The sequence below is a fragment of the Dysgonomonas hofstadii genome (assembly GCF_014196915.1).
Lineage (GTDB): Bacteria > Bacteroidota > Bacteroidia > Bacteroidales > Dysgonomonadaceae > Dysgonomonas > Dysgonomonas hofstadii.
Genome location: NZ_JACIEP010000004.1, coordinates 17,603 through 42,746 on the forward strand (window position 1 = coordinate 17,603; position 25,144 = coordinate 42,746).

A 25,144-nucleotide genomic window follows, 5' to 3' on the forward strand; every position below is an offset into this window, starting at 1 on the left:
TTATCTGTTCTTAAATGTTTTAATTCCGGCAAATACCGAGTTTTCGGCCAATTCATGTTCGATTCGCATAAATTGATTAAACTTTTCGATACGTTCGCCACGGCATCCGCTACCAGTCTTTATATGACCGGCATTCAGCCCTACGGTTAGGTCGGCAATAAAAGTATCTACTGTTTCTCCGCTGCGGTGGGAGATAAAAGTATTATACCCATTCTTGTTAGCCAGCTCCATTGTTTCCAATGTTTCTGTCACGGTTCCTATCTGGTTCAGTTTGATAAGAATAGAATTGGCAACCCCTTTATCAATGCCTTCCTGTAATATCTTCTTATTGGTACAAAATATATCATCGCCTACCAACTCAACTTTATTACCTAAATCTTTCGTAAGAGCCTGCCAGCCGTTCCAGTCGTTTTCTGCAAGACCATCTTCGAGCAACACAATAGGATATTGCCTTATCCAGTTTTCCCACATCTTTATCATATCATCGCTGCTAAGGAACTTACCTGTGCTTTTGAACAGTTTATATTTACCGTCTTCCCACAATTCACTGGTAGCAGGATCGAGGCAGATACTAACATCTTCACCGGGCTTATACCCTGCTTTTACAATAGCTTCAAGTATAACTTCGACAGCTTCTTCATTTGATTTCAGGTCGGGAGCGAAACCTCCTTCATCGCCAACTCCAGTACTCAACCCTTTTTTATTCAGAACAGATTTCAGGCTATGGAATACTTCTTCACCCATACGGATAGATTCGCGAAACGTAGGTGCATTATGTGGAGCAATCATAAATTCCTGAAAGTCCACATTATTATCGGCGTGTTTCCCTCCGTTAATCACATTCATACAGGGTACAGGAAGCAGATAGGCATTGCTACCACCTAAATATTGATAAAGAGGCGTTTTTGTACTTAATGCTTTAGCCCGGGCATATGCCATAGACACGGCAAGGATGGCATTGGCTCCGAGTTTCGATTTGTTTGGCGTACCGTCGAGGTTAATCATCAGATAATCCAATTCACGCTGACTATGAAAACATTTGCCTGTGATTTCTTTGGCAATAATGGTATTTACATTCTCTACGGCTTTGAGTACGCCTTTTCCGCCATAGCGGTTTTTATCGCCATCGCGCAGTTCTGTTGCTTCGCGTTCGCCTGTAGATGCTCCGCTGGGAACCATTGCCCGTGCCTGTGTACCGTCCTCCAATGTAATATTGGCTTCTACTGTGGGATTACCCCTTGAATCGAGAATCTCTAAAGCTTCTACTTTTGTAATTTTCATAACTTGAAATTATTTATTGTTAAACATTCAGGAATAAACAGAGAAAGCCCATGCAAAAACTTGCATGAGCGATTATATTTCCGATATACTTTCTAATTTGGATTGTTCCGCTAATACTGTGGTATATAAATACAAAATCCCTGCTCATAATCATTGTTGATTAAGTTAAGCAGGAACTATCAGCTATTCTAAATTAGCGGTTTATAACAGGGAAGTCCCATTCCCTTTGTGATATAACAGTACAAAAGTAAAAAATGTTTTTGATATAGAGTTGGAAAATCAAATTTTCTTTTCTGAACCAATGATATTTATCTAAGACTTATAATTGCCTTTGGTATTCAACCACTAATACTTTATAATTATAGGTTTTACTTTCTATCAATTTCCACTTTGACTCTTTAGGTTGTTTGGGAAATAAGGGTATGCCCTCACCGAGAATCACAGGAATATAACAAATTCGCATTTCATCTATCAGATCGGCTTCCAAGAGTATAGCGGTTAATTTACCTCCGCCAAACAACCAGATATTCTTCCCTTCGCCGTTGCGTAATTCCCTGATGCGGTCGATTACGTTGTCCGTGATGAAATCCACATTGTCAACAGTTCTCTCTGTCCATCCGCGAGTTACAACGTATATCTGCTGGTCTTTATAATGTCCAATAATATCCATATTCAACACTTCCCGGTAGGAACGTCCACCCATAATGATTGTATCGACCGAGGCCGTAAATTCGTTATAACCATAATTCATTTCTTCCGTTATGGGATAATCTTCGAGCCATTCAGTAGAGCCTTCAGCTTCGGCGATATAGCCGTCGATGGATGCAGCTATGTAAAGGATAATCTTTTTCATACTTTTTAATTTTACGCGTTATTAAATCTCTGCTTAATTCGCTGATAACACGCAAAAAAAAGAAGCGTGGCAATTACACTGCTCCGACGTAGAGGTACTGGTATACCCAAAGAAGAAAACAGGCAATGCCACGCTATACTTTCGCATAGCATGAACACTGCGCATCTGTCTCTTCTTTTTGAAAATTACCAGTTTTCTACATCGAGACGTTCAGCGAACGTTATGTTATATATGCCAGAAGCAACTTAATATATGCTCCTGTTTTTTAATTTCTTATGTGCGCAAAGATAATGATTCCAGCCAAATTATAGGTAATTTGAGGTGCAATTTGTTCTTATACTATTATTTATGAGTACGTTGTTATGATAAAGGTTTTGAAGTGTAGTACAAAAATCCGATAAAAACAATAGGATTCAATAAAAATGCGTATATTTGTACTAGGTTATTTGAGAGATGAAAACCAGCACATTCTAATCGTGCAGATTTAGTTTCTAAATCGTTACCTATTTCTTTTTTTTGCACTATATCTATTTGATATATAATCTACTCCACATTAGTGCAACATCTGTAAAGGCTGAAAAGATAAACGTTCTGCGAGCCAACTCTTGTCGTTCGTAGGGCATTGGAGTATCCATGATCTTTTTCAGCTCATTTCGGGTAATATGCCGTAATTTAGGAGGATTTTTCTTCTCATACTCCACATCCTCAATCGGACTACTTCTTAACACTTCCTGATCAACTGCAATATAAACCAACCTGTTCAGCCAGCATAGACAGTGATTCACATGGGTTGTAGCATAGCCTAAATCCTTTTTCAGAAAACTTTTGAACGATTCTCCAAACTCTTCTGTAATATCTGAAAAGGCAATATCATCCATCCCCTGCGAAAGGACAAAATCACGCAGATTGCTCTGGGTTGTTTTTGATTGTCGGTAGGTGGATGTTGAATTAATCTCCAGTGAGCGTTTTCTTAGTCGTTCACGCTCCACTTCACCTGCCTGTAAAAGAGACGTGGACACACTATTTACTCCTAAAATTATATTTTTGAGTAATTCTGCACTGATAACACCTTGCTCTTTAAGTGTTTCTTCATAGGTCTGTTCGATACGTTCCCGAAGTTTATCTAATTTATGATTAGTTGCTCCGTCTCGCACTTTTCCTTTTTTGCTGTTCCACTCCTTCGGTTCACAATAGATTCCGGTTGTCAGAACGGTCTGTTTATTATCAACCGTGATACGGCACAAAATAGGAGTAGTACCATCGGACTTTATTTTATTGCGGTTGATGTAGAATAATATTTTAAATGTACTACGCATGATTGTTGATATTATAGGGTTAATACTAAATCTTTTGTTGTTTCAATATACTTATCCATATCCTCAAAGAGCTTCTTAGGAGTCACACGGGCATAAATTTGTGTTGTTTTTATGTCGCTGTGACCGAGCATTTTTGATACTGTTTCGATGGGTACACCTGCTTCGAGTGTAATCAGACTGGCAAAGGAATGACGGCTCATGTGATAGTGGAGACGCCCTTTGACATCTGCAAGAATGCGTATGCCCTGCATATTTCTTTTAATCGTTCCGTTATGTATCATAGGGAAAAGTGTTTCCCTATTATCGTCCCGATATTTATCAATAAGGGCAATGGCTTCCGGTAACAATTTGATACGGGCAAGTTGTCCGTTTTTGCCCCGCTTGTATTTGAGCCACCATGCACCATCATCATCCGTTGATAAATCATCTTTGGTAACGGATACCGTATCAATGTAGGCAGTACCCGTGTAACAGGAAAACAGAAACATATCGCGTGTAATAATATGTGATCGGCGACGTTCAGGAATTTCTAAATCCCGAATTTTCTCAAAATCTTCCCGACTGAGGGTTTTAGGTGTACTTTCTTTTTGTTTAGGTAGCTTATAATAAGCAAAATAGTTTTTATCCGAGTTACCTTCTTTGAAAGCTATCTTGCAAACTTTTTTTAGGATTGCCAGATAGTGTCGTAAGGTATCAAGTGCAAGTCCTTTATCCTCCAATACAAAAGATTGGAAGTCTCGGATAAACTGTTCGCTTAACTGACCGAAAGCCAAATCGGAAGCATTAAACTTTTCCTTGATAAATTCTGCTACAACTCGTTTGGTATAGAGATGATTGGGAAGTGTTCTGGGAGAACGATCAACGCCAATACGCTCTTTAACGCTTTCGATATGTTTATCGAATTGTTGTAATAAAGTTGTTTGAGCAGACATTGCTCCTTGAAATAAGTTCTTGATGGCTTGGGCATCGAAAGGTTGTTTCCGGTCAATGAATGTGTCGTAGGCTTCGTTGATGGAAAGCATCAACTTATCCAACTGAGCGTTGGTCGTTATGGCTTCTTTACTTTTTCCATTCAACCGACTTTCACGCGGATTCCATAGCGAAAATGTACAAGAAAGTTTACAACTGAATTGTACCATCGACTTGCCGACAGTGATACGTCCCATTATCGGAGTTTTACCCGATTTGTCGGGACTACTCTTTTTGAGGTAGAGTAATACCTTGAATTTTTCTGTTTTCATACACTTATATTTTTATTATCCTTTGCCGTTGTTTTGCAACGGCAAAGTTACTTGTTATATAAGTGCTCTTTAGTGCGTAATTATAAGCAAATCAGAACATAAGAAGTTCATTTGTTCGCATCTTGTTACCTGTTTTAATTTAGTAACTGAGAGGTTAACGACTTAGTAACTGAAGTCTGTCTAAGATTTGCTTAGATTCCAATTTTACGAACTTCCTAAATCTAAGCAAATATGCTAATTTCAAGACTGTTACCTATTGAAGTGTTGCGATTTGCGTATATCCCTTTTCTTGTGTTTTTTTCATTGTGCTAGGCACACTGCTGCTACTTTAAATCTTAGTTTAGGGATACCTATTGAAACTGTATCAAAATTATTAGGCCATACTAAGATCAGTACGACTCAAATTTACGCCAGAATAATTGACCAAGCTAAGAAGGATGCTGTCAGTAAGCAGAATGGTATATTTGATTAGCGGTTAAAATATTCTTATCAACGACGATGTTTTATCGATTTGTATTATTCTAAACTGGTTTTACCTAAGAAGATACCTACGACTAGCCCCTTAGTCAGTCCTAGTTCTTTAACCATTGTTGAAAAAGATGTTCCCGTTGTATATACATCATCTATCAGGTAAATGTATTTACCCATAAGTTTATCCCTGTCGATTTCGAGATGATCAATATTAATTTTCGTTTTCGTACCTGATTGTAACTTATGACCGATCATTTTTATAACATCATAACCGTTTGGTATTCCTGTATACCAGGAAAGAAGTTTACAGAATTCAGCATATCTCCAATAAGATTCAACAGGGTCAGAGGCATGTATGGGTATGATGAGGTGATTTTTCGTCCGCATATTTTCCGGGAACTGTAAATTCATAGCAAATGCCAATCGTTTGACTGCGTCATGGCTTGTCCAGCCATATTTCATTTTATAAATCAGGTTCCTGGCCCTTTTTTCATGATCTGACCGAAGATGTCTTGTGGATTTCCGGTAATAGTCATATAAGTAATAACATTTGTATCCGTCTTTTTCAAAATGCGTTAAAGATACATTATCCGGGAAATAACTGTCGTCGTATGATAATGGTGCCCAGGTATTGTCTAGTATGTGCTCAATTTCGCGGCTGCGTTCAAATGAAGGACATTGCCAGAAGAGAGCTGTAAATCGTTGGGTTCGGTAATAACCCTTTCCGGTAACAATCCCGGACTGATCTATGCGGGTTTTACTAAGCAACCAGTCAAATTGTTTGGATAACTTCTCTATATCTTGTGGTTTAGAGCAATAATAGCCAAAGCTGCCATCATCATAAAAACTTATAACCAGTTCTGTCATTTTACGAACTGATTCTTTAATATTATCCAGTACAGAAAAAGCATTCCCTTCAACTGCTGATATTAAAAAACTTCCCAATCGTCTATCTTGTTGCATTTTATTTAATGTAGAATGGCAATATAATGACAATTATTTATGCAAGCAAAATAGTTAAAGAAAAAGATAATCAGTACTTGCAGAATATTATAAACAGATGTTGAACTTTATTCACTCTTTTTTTGTATTCAGGTATGAATAATGGGCAAATTAAAAAGTTAACAACTTTATTTAAATAAACAGTTAAAATAAAATATGTTTTATAATGGAACAGGTTTTAGAACGTGCAGGAATCTCCTGTTCAACATTATGGCAAGTCGAAAAAGGGCAGCCTTCTGTCTCCTTTGGGATATACACTCAGGTTTTATTTGTTCTGGGCTTGGAAAAAGATATTCTTAAACTTGCTGGAAATGAAATATTAGGAAGGAAATTGCAGGATACAGAGCTTCTTTTAGGTAGAAGTTCCACAAAAATTAAGATATGGAAATATATATGTTTAAGCAGATTGGGTAGGTTTAGAGCACCCGTATTTTATGGGAGCCATGACTGTAAGGCATATAAAAGGAAGGGAGGTCTTTGCCTTCCAGTACGATGGTAGGTGGTGAAAATCAGGTAAAGCCAGGGATCTGGAACCGGATCTGTCACTTTTTTCAGGTTTTCAGCATCTGGGTGAGGAGAAGACGAATTTCAGTAAATTTCTTAATTCTCTCCCAGGTAAATATACTTAAAAACGGCTGTAATCCAAAGGATTCGGTTCTTTTTACTGGCTGATTTTTTTATAAATATCCGGCATGAATAACCATCATACCGGATTTAAAAGTAAGTTTTTCAATTTAGATTTTTAAATGGATAACATTAGATTATATAATTATTAAAAATTATTCTGCATTTTATGACTATATCTCTTTGTTTTCTTATCCTTAAGTACTGATATCTGACTCTTTAACAGTATCAATTTTATTTATGATTTTCTCTTTTTGCTTTTTTATCTTCTGAAACTTTACATTGTATGAGTCAGTGTATTTACGACTTATATCATTCGTTTCCTGTGGGAAATGCAGGCGGGAAAACTCGATCAACAGTAATGATTTTGAATTTGAGTCCACCGATTTTACCAAATGTTTGATAATGAAATCACGTTGTATAATTATCTTTAGCTGATCAGTTAAAGTCTTTGATAATTTGTATTTCATATCATCGGTAAGGAACTTTTGATTCGTATCTTCAATACCGAATAATGCATAGTTTTTTATGCTGAGGCTATCAAGCATCAGAAATAGCAAAGCTTGTTCTTCAAACGCAGAAAAACCGCTGATAGGCAGCATACAGGTTTGTATAAGCTGGCTCAGGTCTTTAATTACTCCCAGTGCCGCCTGCTTTTTATTTTCCGCATCTTCCTGATCCAATGTTTTTAAGGGATCTCTGACCATATCATTATTAACTGCTATATAACCTAATTTAGGGTTGTTATTACCGATATAGACAACTTTCTTAAGTTCACCCAGGTCTACTTTTTCCTGAATTTCATCCATTTGCTGATTATAATCCAGAACCTCTATTTTGTGATTATCGAGTGCTATTTTAAATTCCTCTTCCGAGTTAAATTCCTCCATTATAGGCTTTTGAGGCTCTTCGGGAAAATCTTTTGCGATTGAAGTTATTATTTTTATGCCCTGCTCTTCTAATTTTTCACTCATTCTGTCATCAAGTTTATCGTATGGAGCGATACAAACTTCAACATCTTCATATTTTTCAGCAACTACTTTGCAGAAGCCAAGTGTGAAATCAGTTCTTTTATGTCTCAGACATTCGGAATTTGTGCATCTGCCATTCTCTGCATTGGTGAATAAACTATAAGTGCCTGTATTAAACTGGCAGGAAGCACATTCTTTTTTATCGAATTTATATTTAGACAGATCGGATGTATAGGTGCTTTCTATCCGGCGTGCAAGTTCCTTAACTCCCAAATCCCTCCAGTTAGATGTGTCATCATTCAGGAAATGTTCTTTAAATATATTTTCCTGAGATTTGAGATCGTATTTTGAGATTTCAAGACTACTACTCAAAGATATATCCATGTTATCCAGAAGAGTCTTAAAATCATCAGTGAGATGTTGCAGGCGTAGTCTGCTTTTGATATAGCTATCTGTTTTACCAAATGTGGTCGCCAAATTCTCTATCGCATAGTTGCCAGTCAGAATAAATTTTTGGAATGCATTGGATTCTTCCATTGGTGAAAGGTTCTTACGCAGCAGATTTTCTGCTAGGCACATCTCCATTACCTGTATATCGGATAATTCCTTAATATAGGCAGGTATTTTCTCTTCCCCATTCTTTATAAAAGCCAGGCAGCGTCGCTCCCCGCAAACAATCTCATAATAATCAGCTTTTGGTCTCAAGGTAATGGATTGCAGCAATCCACTCTTTTTTATACTCAGGGCGAGCTCCTGTATTTCCTCTTCCCTGATATTCTTACGGTGGTTTTCGGGGTTCGGTTTGATACTGGCTAATGGAACAAGGTATATTTTTTCATTTTCATCCGGTTCCATATCCTTTAATTGAGGCTGTTGGATTTCTTCTGCTTTCATTTCGTCTATCGATTTATTCATTTCAAGTGAGTTTTTAAATTCTTCGGACAATTCCAGGAAATAGACCTGACTTTTACATTTTGAGAAATGCGGCTCTTCACAGACTTCTCCGGTATAAAGGCTTTTAAAACGAGCAAATAGCTTCACTACTGATGCCTGGTGCTTCTTTACCATATAATCTGTCGGGAGTAACAATATAGCTTTGCCGTTAGTTGCCAACGCTGTTGATAACCACTCAAAGAACTGAGGTAGGTATTTATGTTCGTGCGGAGGATTGGCAACGATCAATTCCCAACGCCTTTCACTTACGGCTTCCCTGAAGTCCATCCGGAAGAAGTTGGATTCCGGATAGATGATTTTACATAGTTCTACCATTTCTCCGTCACCGTCAAAACCTTCTACATTAAACCCTTTTTCCAGCAGGGCTTTGGTTAATTGTCCCGTTCCGCAACAGGCATCCAATACCTCCAGGTTAGCCGGATTAAAGTTCTCAGCCAAAACAGCAATTTGTTCGGCTGTCTTATTAGTCGACAGGTATTGACTACCTAACACGCCTCTTTTTCTCTGGCGTTCGATCATCGTATCATATACCCAATCATCCCCCGGGTAAACAAAAGGAAGTTCTCCGAATTGTTTCCAATATTGGGCTATTTCGAGCATTGTATCCGGGTATGATTCGTCTTTATTCTTAAAATAAGAGTTATTCAACGAATACTTCTTTGCTACTTTTTCAAAATTCTTATTCATAATTACAGCATTTTTGATGTTAATGGTTTAGTCCATTCCCCATCCTTGTATAGATTATATTCTACATAGTTCTCGTAAAAAGCATAGCTGATGATACCCAGTTGTATCATAGGGGTTTCTAACCTCTCTACCACTTCCTTTACTTTCGTTTCCGGAAATACTTTCTCTGAAAAGAAGCCGATTTCCATCCATCCGATATTCTCATCCACATAAAAGCATTTTAGCTTTTCGTTTATTAGAGAATTGATTTTTTCCATTTCAACCTTATTCTTTATTCCTCCTATAAATAGGATATTTGTACAATTTAAATCCATGTTATTTATCCGTTTTTAATCAAATTCTTATAAAATTTCCGCACTCGTTTTACCTGTATATTATTCAGGTATGAGTGCCAGTACCTCTTCTTCCTGCTCCAGTTAAATCCGATAAAGCGCAGATGGCTTCTGATATGCGCCGGTGGTTTCTCCCTGAAAGAAAGGTTCAACTCTCTATTTTGCCTGTTTATCAATAGTTTCAGGAAGTTTTCGTTTTCAAGCAGGTGACAGGCGGTTCTTGCCATGTACTTTAACTCTTCATACATATTTCAAAAATGGCAAGTCCCGTATGGTTGTCATACAGGGCTTATGTTATTAATTAATCTTTTTGGGGTATCAGTCTATCACAGCAACTTCTTCGACAGTCTTTACCGGAGTGTTTGTTTGTACTTTCTTTCGCCGGCTGGGTGATATTTATTTCATCCGGTAACTCAAAACCGGTCTTATCTATTGTGTAATTAACCACTTTAACCACATCGCTAAGCACATCCATCAGAAAGTCTACTTCTGAGTTTAGTTCTTCTATCCAATACTTCAGGTAAGCGGCATTTTCCTGACTTATATTCGTTTCAATTCCCATAAAATAACCGAGCAGTGCAGATGACAGCTCTGCAATAAGCTCTTCTTTTGCATATCCGGGTGTGCATCTCTCACCCATTTTTCTTTTCAGCCTTTCCTGATGGCCTGTAGAATGTGACATCTCATGCAATAGCGTACCATAAAAGCTTTCTCCGGACGCAAACTGTCTTTTGACCGGGAGCCATATATGATCTTCTGTCAGGTTATAAAATGCCCTGTTTTGTATTTGCAGGTTTATCGGACAATCCCAGCTTTGTTCTTCGATTAATCTATCCAGTAAAGGAAAATCAAACATTTCCGCTTCATTTAGCTTCACTTTCTTCTGGTAATGATCCAGCAGCTTCGCCCAGTCTTCGGGATATTTCTCCGGATAATCCGTTAAATCCAGATTAAAGACATTGTAGTATTTGGCTATGGGGTATCTTCCATACTGATCCTGCTCAAAATCGGGCAGCATGTTATACTCTTTCTCACTTATCCTTTCTTTTGTATCCCTGTGCAGGTACATATAATTAAAATGATATACCGGAAATGCACCCTCCCGCACTTTTAGACCCAATTCCATAGCCTGGTTATAAGTCATAAATACCGGGGTCCGGAACGGATTAAATATCATATGTATCAGGATCATAATGGTATTTCCTCCGCTATACCTGCGTCCTGATATATTACGCGGGTAAAAATTCTTTCTTCTGACTGGTATCCATGGTTTAGTCCAGTCATTACTTATCTCCTTAATACGCTGTATCATCAGTTCGGTAAACTTTACAGCAGCTTTTTCAATACCTTTATACTTTCTTTTCATGATTATTTTTATTTAAAATTTGGTAATTCTCCGATATATTGCCAGATAGCGAAAGTGCTTTGTCCCCATTCTTTAAAAGCAATACAGCCTTGGGTATAATCGCTCCAGCCAGAGTGTTTTTTCGTAAAATGTTCCTCAAATCCATCGCTGAAAAACAAAAAAAGAATTGTTTCCAATTCCTTCCGCTCTATATTATATTCTGCATCCCAGTAGACAATAAATATGTCATTATCATCTTCGATTTTAATAAAAAGATAGTCATCATCCCTGATCTTAATCTTACAGGTATCAGCATCAAACATCTCACCAATATCCTTTATATCGTTTTTATCAAGATACCGGCATAAAGCATCATTTTCATCTGCATGGTCGAAATCAAGGACAACTACATTCTTGATCGTTTTATCAGGCAATATTATTGGCTTCATTTAGTATTGGTATTTATTATGACCATGACAGGTCTGTCCCGCCAAGTTCTTCTATACGGTTGAATATCTTATTTATATCCCTCATTACTTCAGATGAATTAAAGATCTTCTTTTCCGTATTATAATCACGGATTAGCTCTATGAGTTTCTCATCATGACATGGTACGACAAAAGCATATTCAAAATTGTAAATCAATTGTTCCTCGTAGGGAACAAGCCTTACATCGAGTCTTTTTCTTTCTTCATCATAGAGGTTTACTTTGCCTAAAAAGCATTGTCCGTGTTTCTTTTTGAACTGGTAAACTGTAGCCCTGGATATGTCATTTATTGAAGTGTCAAACTCGGATGAGCCGCCATTATCCTCATGTATTTTATAATACCTTTCTGATAGTTTCAGTAAATTCTCATAGGACAGTGAGTAATAAGTAATGAATTCCCTAATATCAGCCGCCAGATATTCTTCTTTATATTCCAGATCGCGGATACCCTGATAGTATTTACCCTGATGTGAGAAATAAAAATTCTGTAAGCTAAGGGTTATTTCACCTCCACCCATAAAAAAAGAAAAAGCGCCGTATCTTTTCTTAACGCGCTTTGGTGGCATACATTCGTATTTTTCTTCAAACTCTTCTTTGGTGATCTCCTTAAAGACTTTCATTTGCGACCGCTTATACCTGTGAACCCTATTTTCGAGTTCATCATGGTCAATAACTATAAGGTCAGGATTATTCACTTCTTTCTTATACTCTTCAAAGTTCAGATTATCGGTATATTTGACAATCCCGTCTTCCCCTATTTCATTTTCAGGTATTCCTTTAAATTCTTTTTTACCGTCTATGATGTACTTTATTTTTTCGTTACGGTAAATCAAATGTGATACATCTCCAAGTTCATGGTCTTCCTGCTTTTCATTGGAAAATAGAAAGTGTTTTTCGGCGTAATAATTCCCATCTTTTTCAAACTGTATCTCTGTAGCGGCTACTTTACCATCCCTGCCCATTACCTGGATCAGGATATCCGTTCTTATCGGACAGTCCGGTTCTTCCCAGTCAGGAGTAACGCTAAACCAGCCTACATATCTGCCACGACTTTCCATCCTGCAATACTTTCTGCTTGTATAAATATCCCTGAAGATATCACGGCAATTGCCCGATTCGTCATACAGGAATTTTACTCTTAATGCAGGCATCAGCATCTCTACGGGTATATTTATACCAAATACAGAAGCATCCCTTTTCAATGTATTGCCTATTTCCGGATATTGCTTATCTATCCAGTCAAACTCACATACGAAGTTATATTCCGGATTATCCACTGTCGGGGTTTTATGGCTTGTCATTGTACCTATGGGTACCTTAATTTTACCATACTCCCTGAAGTCAATCGTAAAATCATCTTTTAGTACTTTCACTAACATAATCTTATATATTTAGGTTTTCAAAAATTACAAACATCCACACATCTTTATTACTATGTCTTATTCTTAAATCCTTACCGGCAAAATGTTTAGCCAGTTTCAGGCAGGCAAGTTCGGAGCCAAAAGCATAAATGTCATCGCTAAACTCCATAGCTATTACCCTGATATCCTCACTGGCAATTTTTGTATATTGCTTTCTGACCCTCTCCAGTTCTTTTTCCGTAACTCCCAGTGGTCGGAGCATTACAAATTCAGGTTGTGACACTGACATCCTTACATTCCTTTTCTTTGCAAACTCTCTGATGATTTTTACTGCTTCTTTGGAGAGGTATTTATCCTGTATACTAACCTTACGTTCCCGGTTTATATGGGCAACTATTTTAGCATCACCAAATTCCTGTCTGTTCCTATCCCACACAGTTACACCGTTGCCTAATGAGGCAAAAAATAAATCTTCTTTCATGTATTAAATGGTTATATGAAAAATAAGAGGACTATCAGGATAATCACTGCTATTTTTACCAGCAGCTTGACTATATTCAGCGTAATACAGAATACCTTATAGGCCAGATATACTCCTATTACCGGAATCAGTGTCATTAACGACAATTGCTTCATAAAATCTATTGCCAGCCATACAGCCGCAATCCCCACTGCTATTATTGCTATTAACTTCAATAAAGCCAAGATACCCTTACTGAATGCTCCCATAATTCGGTCATTTTATAATTTCATGAGCAGGGCATGCCGGCTCAAGGTGTGCATGGTTTTCGCAGAAAATACTACCCGAGCCGGAGCGAGGTGTGGAGATTTTTAGCGAAACCTGAAAGGCTTGACCTTGCAGCAACCTGTAAAAGACGGCATAGCTTCGCGTAATGACATAAAATGATTGAATTATCCTTTTCAAGGAAATTCCTCTCCTTCCTCGATTTTATGATTTAATATGGATGAAATCTTTTATATTTGTTATTTGATGCAAATTAAAGTATCTGATCATACTAGGACATGAAGCTGAACTTAACCAAATTACAACTGATTAAGAGCAAAAATTATCTGGAAGGGATAGAAAGAGGAGAAAAGTATCCTTTTACAGAAATTGTTTTTATGCTTTTCTCTACTTACCGGAAAGGCACTAAAGACTGGAACGACGTACAAATCCTATTAAACTTTCTGGAACTTGATAATATAGCCAAGGTAGAAAAACAGGACATTCCTGCAATCAGACAATGGTTGACAGATAATGAACATAAATTTGAGATAGAAAAAGATATTGAAATATTAGTATACAGACTATTAGCTGCTATAACTGACAAGAAAATTATTGTATATATTGATCACCATCTGATAGAAGATGTGAATGAGAAGATAAAAATCAAATACACTTCTGTTATAAGCTTCATTGATACAACACGAATAGATCAATTTAAATTCACTACTATATAAAACTAATACTAGAATGGATATTTTGAAACGGCTTTTCGGTAGAGAGGAGAAAAATACCCCACAAGAGGATATACCAACACATGTAACAAAAATTACAGACCAGATAATAGATTGGTTCAAAGCAGATAATTTATCTGTTGCCGATTTTCAGAAACTGTTTGAAGAAGAGTATTGGAAGCCTCTCTTGATACGGACAGCAGAACACAGTTACAAACCACCTTTTCATGAGCATTTTGTACCTTCGGTACTGTATTTTTTGATAGCTTCTTCCGATTCTCATCAGAAAAATATAGAACGTCTGGCAATAATAAGTTCTATTTTGAAGAATGCCGACCTGTCCGAATATGAAAAGGATAACTTTTTCATTTCATTCAGATACTCAGAAGATACAGGAGACTTAATAGAAAAACTTAAAAAAGGAGCTACAATAGTAAATGATTATCGGAATCTAGAAGAAAAGAATCGACTTAGCGTCTATGCCCTGAAAAGAGATCTGGATTACTATATACCTTTTATAAAAGCACTGTCAACAAACAGACTCTATATCTTTTCTAAATTGTATATTGACAGAGACGACAAAGAATATCCCCGTATGGAAGACATTCCTGCTCTTATAAAAGAAGAAGTAGATTTGCTGAACCAAAATAAGGATGTCATGCTTGATTATGATATTGTTATGGATTTCCTTCAAATACTTAACTATGGCAATACGAAAGAATGGGATGCAGTATACGAGTCTAAAAAAAGGAAGACAGATATTTCCCTGATTCCGGTATTTAAAAGCTTTATGGATAAGGCAAAGGGTAATGAGCAGCAATACCTGACAATTGCTTTTTACTTTATGCAAAAGAGCGATATGATTCCATACAGGCTGAATAAGGCACTGGATCAGATGGTGTTGGAAATAATCAATAATAACAGGTTTGATAAAGAATGGGTGTATAATCAGTTCAAACTAAAAAACGAAGCCTTTAATCCTTTCTTCGGTCAGATTGTGAATAACATTAATGATGAACTGCATGTAGGTGACAAGTTGGTTACACTATATGAAGAATGCTGTTTTGAAGGTAGAGATGGTCATTGGCGACTGGATAAGAAGTTAATCGCCATTTTAGAAAATATTTACCAGAAAGTGGAGGATGAGCACGTCCGTGACCTTTATCTGCAACGAATTTACGGCATAAAGGTGATAGGGAGTAGAAGTTCTTCCGGTTATGACTTTACACGTATAGATAGTGATGAAAAGCTGGAAAAAACAAAGGAACTGTTTGCAGAATTGAATTATATTCTACCCATCACTATCAAAAATATTCTGAATAAAGGGTATTATTCAGTAGATGGAGATAATGTAGACCGCGCACTCATTGTTTGTGAAGGCCAGGAAATGACTCTGACTGATGAACGTCTGGATGAACTGAACAGAATACTGGACAGCAAACGAACAGGCTATCAGCTTGTTCCTATCCCGATATCAGAAAGTAGCGTAAACTACTATACATATACCTTGGGAACTTTGACTCTTTGCAATTATGAAGATTATACTTTTATACAAAGTATGTATGGTACTTCGGGTGCATTCCGATCGATGTATTCCAATATAAATTATTCGAAGAAAGATACTATTCCACTCAAACTATTGAAGAATACTAAGCCGGCAGGTCTTGCCGAACTTGATACTGATATTGGTTTTGTTTCCAGTACCGACTGGCAATGGTTTAAGGATAGTTACATAGATAAGCTTTCAAGTAAAGAAAAATGGTATGAGGTGATGGATATTGCCATACAATGCAGTGGAACTAAAACTGCAAATAAAAAATGGTTGGCGGAATTATCATCTTTGATTGACAATTTCCCGTCGGAAAAATATTATCAGGAACTACAAGCATTGCTAGCCGAATCGTTGAAAGAAGATTTTTGGTTTTTTGATACGTATGAAAAAGGGCTGAAAGGATTGCTATGGTCGTGCACTATACATCCATCCGAACTATCACTGAATATCCTGCGTCTGGTAATCGAAAAAGCGTATACAAAAGTATCGGGAATAGGACCTAAAAGTGCAGCATTGGGTAATTTTGCTATAAACCTGCTGATAGGAACTCAAAAAGAAGAAGCATTCGGCATGTTGAATATTATGCGCAACAAGACGAAATATAATCGTTTTGCCGTGGCACTGGATAAGGCTATCGATAAATTCAAAGAGACAAGTGACTTACCCGAACAATTATTGGCTGATAAGACTATTCCACGATTCGACTTTGTGAATAATGAGCGTATTGTCACGCTGGGTGATTATTCATTGCAGTTATACTTCGAGAAAGGAAAGTTGCAAAAGAAGTGGATCACACCAGAAGGTAAATCTCAGAGTTCAACACCTGCTACACTATCAGAAGAATACGAATCTCAAATAAAAGAACTGAATAGTGAAATAAAACAGATAAATCAAGTTTATAAAGACCTGAGTAAGCGCATCCGAACATACTGGCTTTACGATCGTTCGTGGAGTGCTGCCGACTGGAAACGATTTATATTGGATCATCCGCTTATCAATCCTCATATACAGAATCTGGTATGGATGAATATTACAAAGGGCAATGATTTTATTATAGCAGATGATAAATTACTTACAGCTGATGGTAAAGAATATACGTTGAATGATTCGGATACTATTGTATTATGGCATCCTGTACTTAATAGAATAGAGAATATAAAAAAATGGCAGGACTATGTATGGAAACACAAAATAGTTCAGAGCGAGCGGCAAATTTTCAGGGAATACTATCCATTCTCACCTTCTGAAAAAGAAATGACAGATAGTCCGCGTTTTGCCAATCATTTTCTGGAAGTAAACAAACTGATGGCTATTGCTAATGGACAGCGCTGGATATTTACCTATGTGCATGAAGGTTACAACTGGCCCCGGATATATATTAAACAACTGGATATCACTTTCCACCTGAAAAGTGATTATTCACGTAATGAGTTTGCAATGCCTACTCAGGAAATATTTGTGACAAGAGGAAATACCACAAAGATAGAATATACGAATAAGTTTGATAAAATGAAATTCGTGGAAATACCTGCTGTTGTTTTGTCAGAGTTATGTCGCGATATTGATTTGTTTATTGCTACCACTACAGTAGCCAACAATCCGGAATTAGCCAGGCGGCAGATCTATCAGTCTTACTACCAGAGTTATGAGAAGGGACTATTCTCAGAAAATGCTACAGCTAAAGTCCGTCATGATATATTGGAAAAGGTATTACCTGCTATGGGTGTTTCATCTTTTAGTTTCGAAGGTAATTTCCTGTTGGTAGATGGTACGTGCAATTCATATAAGATAAATCTGGGTAGTGGTTTTGCTCAGACACAGTCGGGTAAACATCTTAACTTGTTGCCTTCGGTGGATAACATTAAAAAGAATAAGAAGGTCATATTACCTATCGAAGACGATGATATTCTTTATCTTATTATAGCCAAAACTATATTTCTGGTAAATGATAACGAGATAACGGACGAAAAACTTCAGCAACTGTTGGATTAATACATAGAATTAGAACTACTGGAAATTATTTCTAATATTCTAAGTGGTATAGTCGGAGGGTTGGATTTTTACTGATAATCGGGCTCGCTGCTTCCGAAAGATTCTATTTTATGATGACCTTCTGGCAAAGTATCAATGATCACTCCATCTTTACGACAGAATGTTGGTGAACCGTTATCGATATCAGTAACTTGAAATATAATAGAAAAGCCACTTTTATATACCGCTGAGTACCAATTATTTTTAATTAAATTTTTTGCGTCCATAATTTTTTAAGTTATTGATTGACAAAATTAAGGCAATTAAATGTTGTAGTCAAAAAAGAAGTGAATGAGTTATGAACATTATTCATTAAAGTCTATGTTTTAGAAATAGCTCTAATAAATTTCGCCTATCCTACATTTACAGGACAAAAGTTCAATGAGATTATCTCTGAAAGCTTTCTATCCTGTAAAGGTAAGACTTATTTTAGGGTTTTCACGATCCCAATAAGAATAGCCCTTTCTTAATAGATTCACTCTCAATTACAAACAATAAAATACATCATACTGCTTCCTGTTTTTTGCTTTTTTACCGTGAGTAATTAGCGTTCTGCACGTTTTTATATAAATATTGGGTTCAAGGATCGCGAACAGGATAATCTAAGAAAATTACTTTCATGTAAAAGTATATGTAACACTAAAATAAGAATCTAACAAAAGTATTATGAAAAAAACAATTCTATTAATTATGCCTCTATTTGTGTTCTTTTTTTCAGGACATCTTTGTGCGCAAGAACCAGGAAAACTAACTTCCAGAAAAATAGGTGAGAATATTGCTACAGAAAATGAGTGTTATAAAAATTTTCGTTTTACAGTAGGAGGAGGATATGCTTATGGGCTAGGGAAATTGATGAAAACAGGTGATAAGAAACTAGACAAATTTTCTTCTGATTTGAGAAATGGTTACAATTTGGATATTGAAGGTCAATATTTTTTTAAAGAACATTTCGGAATAGCATTAAACGGAAATTTTATAAAACAAAGCAATACTGCGTCAGGTATAATAGATATTCCATATATAGGCAGTATCAGTAATTATAAAGAGTCAAACAGGTTAATTTATGTTGGTGCATCTTTTGTATTACGTTATGAAAATGAAAAATGGGGATTTTATACCAGTGCCGGTCTCGGACCAATATTTTATACAAATACTGCTGAAATTAATTTAACTCAGTTAAGTGTTGATAAAACAGCGTTTGGCTTTTATTATAGTGTCACAGGAGAGCATCGATTCAATCATAATATAGGTGCCGGCCTAAAATTAGCATTTACATCGGGAACTATAAAAATGGAAGGGTTGGATGACAGGTTGAGTGTTTCGAATTTAATATTAACTGGATTTATAAGCTTTAGAACAAAATGAGAAATATTTTATTCTTATTATTAATTCTCTTTTCTTTACAGATATATTCGCAAGAAGAAATACAAGTACAGGCTACGGATATAATGGTAAAACCAGGTCGGGGAAAATGTATTGTATATTTTGCCAGGCGTGAGACAGCAGCTCTATTAGCAAAGTTCAGTGTTTATGATGGTGATTTGTTTTTAGGTAAGTTAGGAGCAAAGAAATATTTTGTATATGAGTGTGATCCTGGAGAACATGTATTTATTGCTAAGGGAGAAAATACTTTCTATGTTGATGCTAATCTGGAAGAAGGTAAAATTTATGTAATCGACATGAAAATAAAAACTGGAATAATTTCTGCTCGTGTGGGTCTTGTTGCCTTGGATTCATCCAACAAAAAATATGAAAAAGAGAAGAGAAAATTCATAGAGTTTATAAATAAAAAAGAAGGGGAATTGCTTTTAGGAGAAGATATTAAAGAAACTGATGATACGAATGAGGAAGATATATCTTCAGCGGATTCCATGAGTAATAGATTAAAGAAATTTCATGAAATGAAACAAAAAGGTAAAAAGATCACTGCAATAAGCCCTAGTATGAACTTTGACTGAATATAAATAAACAATTATCCAAATGATATTATTATTTTAGTTCCTACATTTATAGAAGACTCTATTTTGTATTTAACTGAATTTTTTTCGAAGATACGGAGCGCTAAAGATAAACCGATTCCGCTGCCTTGTATGTCACTGGTATTGTCAGCACGGTAAAAAGGTTTGTTGATATCAGGAATTTGCTCTTGTGGAATCCCGATGCCCTTATCTTCGATTGACAGGCAGAGAGTATTATCCTTTTTGAAAAGATGAATCCTTACATTCTCTTTCTGTGAATATTTAACAGCATTTTCTATCAGATTATATAATGCGATCAATAACTGTGTACGTTCAATATTTACCAGCATCAATTTCTCATCTTCAGGAGCAATATCAATATTTACTAAAATCTTTGAAGAGGGGTGAATGTCTTTTATCTTGTTTATGATTTCCCAGATGAGCTCATCTATACGGGTTTGAGTAATCCCTTTTTCATCTTTTTTCAAGTCAGATATAATAATAAGAGTATCCAATATCTCTTCCATTTGAAATATCTGCTGCATGAGTTTTTCCGATAACTGTCTGTATTCTTCCGGAGTTCGGTCTTTTAAAGAGAACAGATCGACATTGCCAAGCATAGATGCAAGAGGAGTTTTAAATTCGTGAGAAACGTAGCGTACAAAATTCTTCTGGATAACTACGGTTTCTGATATTTTGGCCAACAGGCTATTGAATGTATCGATAAGGTCTTGTAACTCATCTTTTGTCTGCGGAGACTTTATCTGAACTTCCAGATCTTTTGTCGATATATTTTTTACCTCCCTTATAGCTTCACTAAACGGCCGGTATGCGATGTTGGCTACCCACCTGCTGAGTATTATTATAGCCAGTACCCCGGCTAAAAACAATGGTATTAATATCCAGAATAATATATTGATTTGTGTTTCCAGAACAGATTTGTTTTCTTTAGAAATTATCACAAAATCGCCCTGATTATCCTCATAAAAAATGCCATGGCATAGATAATCATCAGTTCTAAAAGACAGAGAATGATTGTGTCTTATTTTATCCAGAACTGCGGAGGGGATCGGGACTGATTCCCTGCCATATACCATTTGATTATCCCAACTATAAATCTGATAAGAGGAGTCTGAAACGATTTCTTCGAATTGTTTCTTAATTTTCTCAAATTCTTTAGCACTTAATTCGTCTTCTTCCAGATAGAACAGTGCTGATATATGAGCTGTTTTTTTCAGGTTAGAATATATTGTATGTTCCGTATTTTTGTAATATAGTCCGTATATCAAAAAAGCTAATATCACAAATACGACACTAAAGATCAATGAACAAAATAAACTAAGGCGCGTTTTTACTTTCATCGTAATAGTTAATCATGTGCTTGTAAAATATAACCCCGCCCTTTTATTGTTTTGATCAGTTTTGGCAAGCCTGCTATATCTATTTTATTTCGCAGATAAGAAATATAGACATCCACTACATTCGTATTTGTGTCATAATTTAGCCCCCATACCGTGTCTAATAATTGTGTACGGGATAATACTTTATCCTTATTTTCTAATAATAGTTTAAGGAGTTTAAATTCTTGCAATGTCAGTTTTATCTCATTTCCGGCCCGTTCAACCCAATGTCTGTCGACATCCATTTTTAGATCATTACAGACAAGTATTTCGGAGGAAGAATCATAGTTAATCTTTGCCCGTCTATACATAGCATTTATGTGTGCTATTAATTCCCTGAAAAGAAAAGGTTTAGTAAGGTAATCATCGGCGCCATAATCTAAGGCTTTTATTTTATCTTCGGGGTCACCGAGTGCGCTGATTACGATTATTGGCGTATGTATTTTCTTATAGCGGGTATATTGTAGTAATTCCAGTCCATCAATTCCCGGCAGCATTATATCAAGTAGGATGATATCCCATTCCTTCTGGTTAATAAGGGTACGGGCTTCAATTCCATTATTAGCTAAAACAACAGAATATCCGTTCTCTTCCAAGCCTTTGATAACAAATTCGCTGATCCGGCTATTATCTTCTACTAAAAGTAATTCCATACTATATACATTCAGACTATAAAGATAGACATTTCCGGGTATTTATTCCTTTAGCCTTTTATCTCTTCTGTATACAAAATAAAATACCTGAGGCAGTACTGTAAACGATAAAACCATGCAAATAAGTATTCCGCCTACAATCATAATGGCTAGCGGCTTTTGTATTTCAGAGCCCATGCCATGTGAAAGTGCGGCGGGAAGTAGTCCCATAGCACCCATAAGGGCAATCATAAGCACGGGACGAATCCGGTTACTTACAGCATCATCGATTGCCAGGCGTAAATTTTTAGTACGTTGCATCCGTTCTTTCATCATCACAATAAGTAATATACTATTGATTGCAGTAATTCCGAATAAGATAATAAAACCTATGCCTGCCGATATACCAAAAACAGTTCCCGTAATCCAAAGAGAGATAAAACCTCCAATAAAGGCATATGGTATAGCACTGGCCGCAATTAGTGTGTCTTTCACTGTACCAAAGTTGAGGTAGAGTAAAAATAATATAAGTAAAAGTACAGCCGGAATAATGACCATAAGACGGCCTGTTGCCCTTTGCTGGCTTTCGAATTCACCAGCCCAAACCATCTTATTCTCTGTGTTGAGTTTGACTGCTGAATTTACTTTTTGCTGTGCTTCAGCTATTGTCGAACCCAGATCCCTGTCGCGGATGCTGAATCCGACGCCTACATAGCGGCTACTGCCTTCCCTATAAATAAAAGTTGGTCCTGTTATGAATTTAATATCTGCTATCTCTTTCAAAGGGACATTTTTTCCATCCATGGTAGGAATAAGGATATTCCCTATCTTATCTTCATTATCGCGATATTCCTTTTGGAAACGGATTTGAACATCGAAAGTACGTTCTTCCTCATAAAACTTAGTAGCTGCTTTTCCTCCTATTGCCATTTCTACTACGGCCTGTGCGTCTGCCATCGAAACGGCATAACGTGCCATTTTTGACTCTTCCAGTTTAATCTGTAATTCCGGTAATCCGATACTACGGAATACATTTACATCTTCGATGCCCTGAATATCCTTTATTGATGCTGCTGTCTTATCTGCAAGGTCTTCCAATTGTTGCAAATCGTTGCCGAAAATCTTTATAACAAGAGCACTTTTCACACCTGCAACATATTCTTCTACATTGTCTTGTATAGGCTGGCTGAATGCTAAGATAATCCCGGGATAAATATTGATGGAGTCGTTGATTTCAGCTATCAAATCATCTTTTTTTATTTTACGCTTCCATTCTTTTTCGGACTTCAATTGGGCATGAAATTCGATGTTAAAGAATCCTGTTGCATCTGTACCATCATTAGGGCGTCCAGTTTGTGAAAGAATAAATTGAATCTCATCGAATTGACGAAGTTTCTGCTTCATCTCTTTTGTTATTTTCACCGATTCATCAAGGTTAACACTGTTGGGTAAAGTTGCCCGTATATATATAGCTCCTTCGTTCATGCTGGGAATGAACTCTGTACCCCAGAAACTGAAACGTACTACACATATTAGCAATAGCAGGCAAAAAGCAATTATTGTGCCTTTCCTGTACTGAGAGCTGAATACGTATACTTTGTGTAAATTGCTTATAAAGAATCTACTAACAATATTCGACTTTTCTTTTACCGGTTTATTTAGTAAAACCTTACACATAACAGGTACGTATGTAAGAGAAAGTATCAGGGAGCCGAGCAAAGCATATCCGAGTGTAAAAGCCAATGGTGAAAACATCTTGCCCTCAACTTTCTGAAAAGAAAATATTGGGAATAGGGCAACCACAAGAATTATTTGTGCAAAAAAGATATGTGCAGCAACGCTCCCTGCACTTTTTTTAATCAATCCGTTTTTTGATATCAGGGCAAAACGGGATCCCAGCTGTTCCGAACGCCGTTCCATTGCCACAAATATGACTTCGACTATAACCAATGTGCCTTCGAGCAATAATCCGAAATCCAGTGCACCCATCGAAATCAAATTGGCTGGTAGGCCTTGTATACGTAACATAATGATGGCAAAAAGAAACGATAGTGGAATCACAGTAGCTACAATTAAAGTTGTGCGCCAGTTGAAAAGGAAAATGAAAACAACTATGGAAACTAATATAATACCTTCCAATAGGTTTTTCATAACTGTATTCACTGTAGAATCCACTAACGTTGTCCTGTCCAGGAAAGGTTCAATCTTGACATTTTGGGGCAATATTCTGTCATTGAGTTCGTCTATTTTTACTTTCAGATTGTTGATAACCTCTCCCGGATTTTGTCCTCGCAGCATGATAACAATACCCTGTACCACATCGTCTTCATTATCCAGTCCTACTTGTCCCAAGCGTGGTTTGGATGATATACTCACTGTGGCTACCTGTTTGACACGGATAGGAGTTCCTCCTTTTACTTCTATCAGTATATTCTCTATATCCTCTATACTTTCAAGCAGTCCGATACCTCTTACTACATATGCCTGGCTACCTTTCTGAATGATATCTCCTCCTACATTGATATTACTTTTAGATACAGCCTCATACACTTCTAAAGGGGATAAATCGTAATTACTTAGTTCTGCAGGATTTACCTTTATCTCGAACATTTTTTCCTCACCACCGAAACTGGCTATGCTGGCCACACCCGGTACAGAGAGTAGTTCGCGTTCGACAACCCACTCATTAATTGCAGCCACTTCCCTGATGGGTAAATCGCTTTTTAGTATATAACGATATATTTCGCCGGTTGCTCCGGAAGGAGGTTCGATTGAAGGATCGGCACCTTCAGGTAGCTCAAGGCCCTGCATCCTGTTGGATGAATATTGCTGGGCAAAGAAATCATCGACACCGTCTTCGAAAATGACTGTAACGACCGACAAACCAAATAATGAAGTCGAACGCACATCCGTTTTTCTGGGAATAGTATTCATTTCCTTCATTATGGGCAAGGTTACAAATTTTTCAACCTCTTCGGCACTTCTTCCCGGCCATTGTGTAATAATTCGTACCCTGGTATTTGTTACATCGGGATAAGCCTCTATCGGAGTATGGATATAGCAGATAATTCCCGTAATAAATAATAATACGGTCATGAAAAGCACCAGAATATGGTTTCGTAAAGAGAATGCTATTATATTTTCTACAAATTTGTGCATAATATTAAGTAACAGATAATTATTATTAC

General features: G+C 36.7%; 22 protein-coding genes, 1 pseudogene and 1 riboswitch. Of the genes and pseudogenes, 6 read left to right on the forward strand and 17 right to left on the reverse strand.

The annotated features are described in order from the left end of the window. The 4 genes and pseudogenes from eno to GGR21_RS06190 form a co-directional block, all read right to left on the reverse strand. Complete coding sequence (gene eno, locus GGR21_RS06175) at nt 1-1,281, reverse strand: phosphopyruvate hydratase (RefSeq protein WP_183306330.1); 1,281 nt, start codon at nt 1,279-1,281, stop codon at nt 1-3. A gap of 163 nt (nt 1,282-1,444) precedes the next feature. After that, a riboswitch (Fluoride riboswitch) is annotated at nt 1,445-1,515 on the reverse strand. A gap of 85 nt (nt 1,516-1,600) precedes the next feature. After that, a complete protein-coding gene (locus GGR21_RS06180) occupies nt 1,601-2,134 on the reverse strand; it encodes a dihydrofolate reductase family protein (protein ID WP_183306331.1) in 534 nt (177 codons plus the stop codon). A 557-nt stretch (nt 2,135-2,691) separates the two neighbouring features. Then, a pseudogene (locus GGR21_RS06185) lies at nt 2,692-3,450 on the reverse strand (phage integrase SAM-like domain and Arm DNA-binding domain-containing protein); the annotation flags it as partial. Nucleotides 3,451-3,461: 11 nt separating this feature from the next. Next, nucleotides 3,462-4,691 carry a site-specific integrase gene (locus GGR21_RS06190; RefSeq protein WP_183306332.1) on the reverse strand — a complete coding sequence of 410 codons (1,230 nt, stop codon included), beginning with the start codon at nt 4,689-4,691 and terminating at the stop codon, nt 3,462-3,464. A gap of 289 nt (nt 4,692-4,980) precedes the next feature. On the opposite strand from GGR21_RS06190, the gene GGR21_RS06195 reads away from it, so the two are divergent. Beyond that, complete coding sequence (locus tag GGR21_RS06195) at nt 4,981-5,163, forward strand: tyrosine-type recombinase/integrase (protein WP_246348018.1); 183 nt, start codon at nt 4,981-4,983, stop codon at nt 5,161-5,163. 44 nt (nt 5,164-5,207) lie between these two features. On the opposite strand, the gene GGR21_RS06200 is transcribed toward GGR21_RS06195, so the two are convergent. Continuing rightward, nucleotides 5,208-6,125, reverse strand: a complete 918-nt coding sequence (locus tag GGR21_RS06200) for a hypothetical protein (protein WP_183306333.1) — start codon at nt 6,123-6,125, stop codon at nt 5,208-5,210. Between the two features lie 205 nt (nt 6,126-6,330). On the opposite strand from GGR21_RS06200, the gene GGR21_RS06205 reads away from it, so the two are divergent. Next, complete coding sequence (locus GGR21_RS06205) at nt 6,331-6,663, forward strand: hypothetical protein (RefSeq protein WP_183306334.1); 333 nt, start codon at nt 6,331-6,333, stop codon at nt 6,661-6,663. A gap of 322 nt (nt 6,664-6,985) precedes the next feature. Here GGR21_RS06205 and GGR21_RS06210 read toward each other — a convergent pair whose 3' ends face one another. The 8 genes from GGR21_RS06210 to GGR21_RS06245 all read right to left on the reverse strand — a co-directional run bounded on the left by GGR21_RS06210 (nt 6,986) and on the right by GGR21_RS06245 (nt 13,654). Next, on the reverse strand, nt 6,986-9,400 hold the full coding sequence (locus GGR21_RS06210; protein WP_183306335.1) for a ParB/RepB/Spo0J family partition protein: 2,415 nt from the start codon (nt 9,398-9,400) through the stop codon (nt 6,986-6,988). A gap of 2 nt (nt 9,401-9,402) precedes the next feature. Further along, the gene (locus GGR21_RS06215; RefSeq protein ID WP_183306336.1) at nt 9,403-9,714 is read right to left on the reverse strand and encodes a hypothetical protein; all 312 of its coding nucleotides are present in this window, start codon (nt 9,712-9,714) and stop codon (nt 9,403-9,405) included. A 5-nt stretch (nt 9,715-9,719) separates the two neighbouring features. Beyond that, entirely contained in the window at nt 9,720-9,959 is a 240-nt protein-coding gene (locus tag GGR21_RS06220; RefSeq protein ID WP_183306337.1) for a hypothetical protein, read from the reverse strand. 74 nt (nt 9,960-10,033) lie between these two features. Next, on the reverse strand, nt 10,034-11,098 hold the full coding sequence (locus tag GGR21_RS06225) for an ArdC family protein (protein ID WP_183306338.1): 1,065 nt from the start codon (nt 11,096-11,098) through the stop codon (nt 10,034-10,036). Nucleotides 11,099-11,106: 8 nt separating this feature from the next. Further along, on the reverse strand, nt 11,107-11,526 hold the full coding sequence (locus GGR21_RS06230) for a hypothetical protein (RefSeq protein ID WP_183306339.1): 420 nt from the start codon (nt 11,524-11,526) through the stop codon (nt 11,107-11,109). A gap of 16 nt (nt 11,527-11,542) precedes the next feature. Beyond that, a complete protein-coding gene (locus tag GGR21_RS06235; RefSeq protein ID WP_183306340.1) occupies nt 11,543-12,943 on the reverse strand; it encodes a hypothetical protein in 1,401 nt (466 codons plus the stop codon). 4 nt (nt 12,944-12,947) lie between these two features. Beyond that, nucleotides 12,948-13,406, reverse strand: a complete 459-nt coding sequence (locus GGR21_RS06240) for a hypothetical protein (protein ID WP_183306341.1) — start codon at nt 13,404-13,406, stop codon at nt 12,948-12,950. 11 nt (nt 13,407-13,417) lie between these two features. Further along, nucleotides 13,418-13,654 carry a hypothetical protein gene (locus GGR21_RS06245; RefSeq protein WP_183306342.1) on the reverse strand — a complete coding sequence of 79 codons (237 nt, stop codon included), beginning with the start codon at nt 13,652-13,654 and terminating at the stop codon, nt 13,418-13,420. A gap of 294 nt (nt 13,655-13,948) precedes the next feature. Between GGR21_RS06245 and GGR21_RS06250 the strand changes: the two genes are divergently transcribed. Beyond that, nucleotides 13,949-14,386, forward strand: a complete 438-nt coding sequence (locus GGR21_RS06250) for a hypothetical protein (RefSeq protein WP_183306343.1) — start codon at nt 13,949-13,951, stop codon at nt 14,384-14,386. Nucleotides 14,387-14,399: 13 nt separating this feature from the next. Continuing rightward, on the forward strand, nt 14,400-17,927 hold the full coding sequence (locus GGR21_RS06255; RefSeq protein ID WP_183306344.1) for a DUF4132 domain-containing protein: 3,528 nt from the start codon (nt 14,400-14,402) through the stop codon (nt 17,925-17,927). Between the two features lie 68 nt (nt 17,928-17,995). On the opposite strand, the gene GGR21_RS06260 is transcribed toward GGR21_RS06255, so the two are convergent. Then, nucleotides 17,996-18,193, reverse strand: coding sequence for a hypothetical protein (locus tag GGR21_RS06260; RefSeq protein WP_183306345.1), 198 nt, complete (start codon nt 18,191-18,193; stop codon nt 17,996-17,998). 439 nt (nt 18,194-18,632) lie between these two features. On the opposite strand from GGR21_RS06260, the gene GGR21_RS06265 reads away from it, so the two are divergent. Beyond that, nucleotides 18,633-19,331, forward strand: a complete 699-nt coding sequence (locus tag GGR21_RS06265) for an outer membrane beta-barrel protein (protein ID WP_183306346.1) — start codon at nt 18,633-18,635, stop codon at nt 19,329-19,331. After that, on the forward strand, nt 19,328-19,924 hold the full coding sequence (locus tag GGR21_RS06270) for a hypothetical protein (protein ID WP_183306347.1): 597 nt from the start codon (nt 19,328-19,330) through the stop codon (nt 19,922-19,924). Before GGR21_RS06265 ends, GGR21_RS06270 begins: the two co-directional genes overlap by 4 nt. Before the next feature lie 14 nt (nt 19,925-19,938). Here GGR21_RS06270 and GGR21_RS06275 read toward each other — a convergent pair whose 3' ends face one another. Genes GGR21_RS06275 through GGR21_RS06285 form a run of 3 tightly spaced genes read right to left on the reverse strand, consistent with a single transcriptional unit; the run spans nt 19,939 to nt 25,115 of the window. After that, complete coding sequence (locus GGR21_RS06275; protein WP_183306348.1) at nt 19,939-21,285, reverse strand: sensor histidine kinase; 1,347 nt, start codon at nt 21,283-21,285, stop codon at nt 19,939-19,941. 8 nt (nt 21,286-21,293) lie between these two features. Beyond that, the gene (locus tag GGR21_RS06280; protein WP_183306349.1) at nt 21,294-21,977 is read right to left on the reverse strand and encodes a response regulator transcription factor; all 684 of its coding nucleotides are present in this window, start codon (nt 21,975-21,977) and stop codon (nt 21,294-21,296) included. Between the two features lie 42 nt (nt 21,978-22,019). After that, nucleotides 22,020-25,115: an efflux RND transporter permease subunit gene (locus GGR21_RS06285; RefSeq protein WP_183306350.1), complete on the reverse strand. Its 3,096-nt coding sequence runs from the start codon at nt 25,113-25,115 to the stop codon at nt 22,020-22,022. Nucleotides 25,116-25,144 lie beyond the last annotated feature (29 nt).

Coding starts and splice junctions, on each gene's coding strand:
- GGR21_RS06235 (WP_183306340.1), bottom strand. CDS start 12,943: ATGTTAGTGAAAGTACTAAAAGATGATTTTACGATTGACTTCAGGGAG.
- GGR21_RS06280 (WP_183306349.1), bottom strand. CDS start 21,977: ATGGAATTACTTTTAGTAGAAGATAATAGCCGGATCAGCGAATTTGTT.
- GGR21_RS06220 (WP_183306337.1), bottom strand. CDS start 9,959: ATGGCAAGAACCGCCTGTCACCTGCTTGAAAACGAAAACTTCCTGAAA.
- GGR21_RS06225 (WP_183306338.1), bottom strand. CDS start 11,098: ATGAAAAGAAAGTATAAAGGTATTGAAAAAGCTGCTGTAAAGTTTACC.
- GGR21_RS06265 (WP_183306346.1), top strand. CDS start 18,633: ATGAAAAAAACAATTCTATTAATTATGCCTCTATTTGTGTTCTTTTTT.
- GGR21_RS06190 (WP_183306332.1), bottom strand. CDS start 4,691: ATGAAAACAGAAAAATTCAAGGTATTACTCTACCTCAAAAAGAGTAGT.
- GGR21_RS06180 (WP_183306331.1), bottom strand. CDS start 2,134: ATGAAAAAGATTATCCTTTACATAGCTGCATCCATCGACGGCTATATC.
- GGR21_RS06200 (WP_183306333.1), bottom strand. CDS start 6,125: ATGCAACAAGATAGACGATTGGGAAGTTTTTTAATATCAGCAGTTGAA.
- eno (WP_183306330.1), bottom strand. CDS start 1,281: ATGAAAATTACAAAAGTAGAAGCTTTAGAGATTCTCGATTCAAGGGGT.
- GGR21_RS06210 (WP_183306335.1), bottom strand. CDS start 9,400: ATGAATAAGAATTTTGAAAAAGTAGCAAAGAAGTATTCGTTGAATAAC.
- GGR21_RS06285 (WP_183306350.1), bottom strand. CDS start 25,115: ATGCACAAATTTGTAGAAAATATAATAGCATTCTCTTTACGAAACCAT.
- GGR21_RS06260 (WP_183306345.1), bottom strand. CDS start 18,193: ATGGACGCAAAAAATTTAATTAAAAATAATTGGTACTCAGCGGTATAT.
- GGR21_RS06205 (WP_183306334.1), top strand. CDS start 6,331: ATGGAACAGGTTTTAGAACGTGCAGGAATCTCCTGTTCAACATTATGG.
- GGR21_RS06250 (WP_183306343.1), top strand. CDS start 13,949: ATGAAGCTGAACTTAACCAAATTACAACTGATTAAGAGCAAAAATTAT.
- GGR21_RS06230 (WP_183306339.1), bottom strand. CDS start 11,526: ATGAAGCCAATAATATTGCCTGATAAAACGATCAAGAATGTAGTTGTC.
- GGR21_RS06245 (WP_183306342.1), bottom strand. CDS start 13,654: ATGGGAGCATTCAGTAAGGGTATCTTGGCTTTATTGAAGTTAATAGCA.
- GGR21_RS06255 (WP_183306344.1), top strand. CDS start 14,400: ATGGATATTTTGAAACGGCTTTTCGGTAGAGAGGAGAAAAATACCCCA.
- GGR21_RS06275 (WP_183306348.1), bottom strand. CDS start 21,285: ATGAAAGTAAAAACGCGCCTTAGTTTATTTTGTTCATTGATCTTTAGT.
- GGR21_RS06240 (WP_183306341.1), bottom strand. CDS start 13,406: ATGAAAGAAGATTTATTTTTTGCCTCATTAGGCAACGGTGTAACTGTG.
- GGR21_RS06215 (WP_183306336.1), bottom strand. CDS start 9,714: ATGGATTTAAATTGTACAAATATCCTATTTATAGGAGGAATAAAGAAT.
- GGR21_RS06270 (WP_183306347.1), top strand. CDS start 19,328: ATGAGAAATATTTTATTCTTATTATTAATTCTCTTTTCTTTACAGATA.